This is a genomic window from Nocardia takedensis NBRC 100417 (genome assembly GCF_000308695.1).
GTDB classification, from domain to species: domain Bacteria; phylum Actinomycetota; class Actinomycetes; order Mycobacteriales; family Mycobacteriaceae; genus Nocardia; species Nocardia takedensis.
Genome location: NZ_BAGG01000181.1, coordinates 1 through 814, shown reverse-complemented (window position 1 = coordinate 814; position 814 = coordinate 1). Strand labels below are relative to the sequence as shown.

The 814-nt window shown below is 74.3% G+C and carries 1 protein-coding gene; it reads left to right on the top strand.

Annotation, left to right across the window (positions count from 1 at the left end):
• Positions 1 to 814 (top strand): polyketide synthase dehydratase domain-containing protein (locus tag ON30_RS27820; RefSeq protein ID WP_040711915.1); only part of this gene is annotated, 814 nt, incomplete at both ends.

Below are 814 nucleotides of genomic sequence, written 5' to 3'. Positions count from 1 at the left end.
CCGCAAGCGCTACTGGCTCGACGCGCCCACGGTGCGCGGCGACCTCGGAGCTTCCGGGGTGACCGGCCTGGACCACCCGTTGCTTGGCGGCGCGACCGATCTGGGCGACGGTCAGGGGCTGGTGCTGACGGGACGGCTCTCGCTGCGCGCCCAGCCCTGGTTGGCCGACCACGCCTATCGGGACACGATCCTGCTGCCCGGCACCGCGTTCGTCGAGATGGCGGTGCGCGCGGGCGACGAGGTCGGCTGCGATCGCCTCGACGACCTCACCATCGAGGCGCCCGTGCTGGTGCCCTCGGACGGGTCGGTCGTCGTGCAGGTGATAGTGGGACCGCCGGACGAGACGGATCACCGGGCGCTGACCATCTATTCGCGGGTCGACGGGGAGCCGTGGGTCCGGCACGCGAGTGGCGCGCTGGCGGTCGGCGCGGGCGCCGTCGCACCGGGAGCCGATTCGTGGCCGCCCGCGGGTGCGGAACCGGTCGACCTCACCGACGCCTATCCGATCATGGCGGAGCGCGGCTACGGCTACGGCCCGGCGTTCCAGGGACTCCGGACGGCGTGGCGCCACGGTGAGGACGTGTACGCCGAGGTCGAACTGCCCGCGTCCGAGGAGCCGTTCGGCCTGCACCCCGCGCTGCTGGACGCGGCGCTGCACCCCATCGTGCTCGGCGCGCTCGGCGCCCGCGAGCCGGGGCTGCTGCCGTTCTCGTGGCAGGGCGTCGCGCTGGTCGCCACGGGGGCGTCGGCGCTGCGCGTGCGGCTACGCCCGATCGGCGCGGACAAGGTCGCGATCAGCGCTTGGGATCCGACC